The 825-nt window shown below is 65.1% G+C and carries 1 protein-coding gene; it reads right to left on the bottom strand.

All coding sequences use genetic code 11. From position 1 onward, the window contains the following. Nucleotides 1–825 (bottom strand): elongation factor Tu (locus N5I32_RS21210; protein WP_261497899.1); only part of this gene is annotated, 825 nt, incomplete at its 5' end.

Below are 825 nucleotides of genomic sequence, written 5' to 3' on the forward strand. Positions count from 1 at the left end.
TTACTTGAGGATCTTGGAGACGACGCCTGCGCCGACGGTGCGGCCGCCTTCGCGGATGGCGAAGCGGAGTTTTTCCTCCATCGCGATCGGCGCGATCAGTTCCACCGTGAACTTCAGGTTGTCGCCCGGCATCACCATCTCGGTGCCCTCGGGAAGCTTCACCGTCCCGGTCACGTCCGTCGTGCGGAAGTAGAACTGCGGACGGTAGTTGGCGAAGAACGGCGTGTGCCGCCCGCCCTCTTCCTTCGTCAGGATGTAGGCCTCCGCCTCGAACTCCGTGTGCGGGTTCACCGACTTCGGCTTGCACAGGACCTGCCCGCGCTCCACCCCGTCACGGTCGATGCCGCGCAGAAGAACGCCGACGTTGTCGCCCGCCTCGCCGCGGTCCAGAAGCTTGCGGAACATCTCGACGCCCGTGCAGGTCGACTTCTGCGTCGCACGGATGCCGACAATCTCCACCTCGTCGCCGACGTTGATCACGCCCCGCTCAACCCGGCCCGTCACCACCGTGCCCCGGCCCGAGATCGAGAACACGTCCTCGATCGGCATCAGGAACGGCTGGTCGATCGGACGGTCCGGCGTCGGGATGTAGGTGTCCACAGCCTCCATCAGCGCGCGGATCGACGACTCGCCGATCTCCGGACGCTCGCCGATCAGCGCCTGGTGCGCCGAACCCTTGATGATCGGAATGTCGTCGCCCGGGAAGTCGTAGGACGACAGAAGCTCCCGAAGCTCCATCTCCACAAGCTCGATCAGCTCCTCGTCGTCGACAAGGTCGATCTTGTTCATGTAGACCACCAGCGCCGGAACGCCCACCTGGCGCGC

Origin of the sequence: Albidovulum sediminis (assembly GCF_025380365.1) — a bacterium.
Lineage (GTDB): Bacteria > Pseudomonadota > Alphaproteobacteria > Rhodobacterales > Rhodobacteraceae > Albidovulum > Albidovulum sediminis.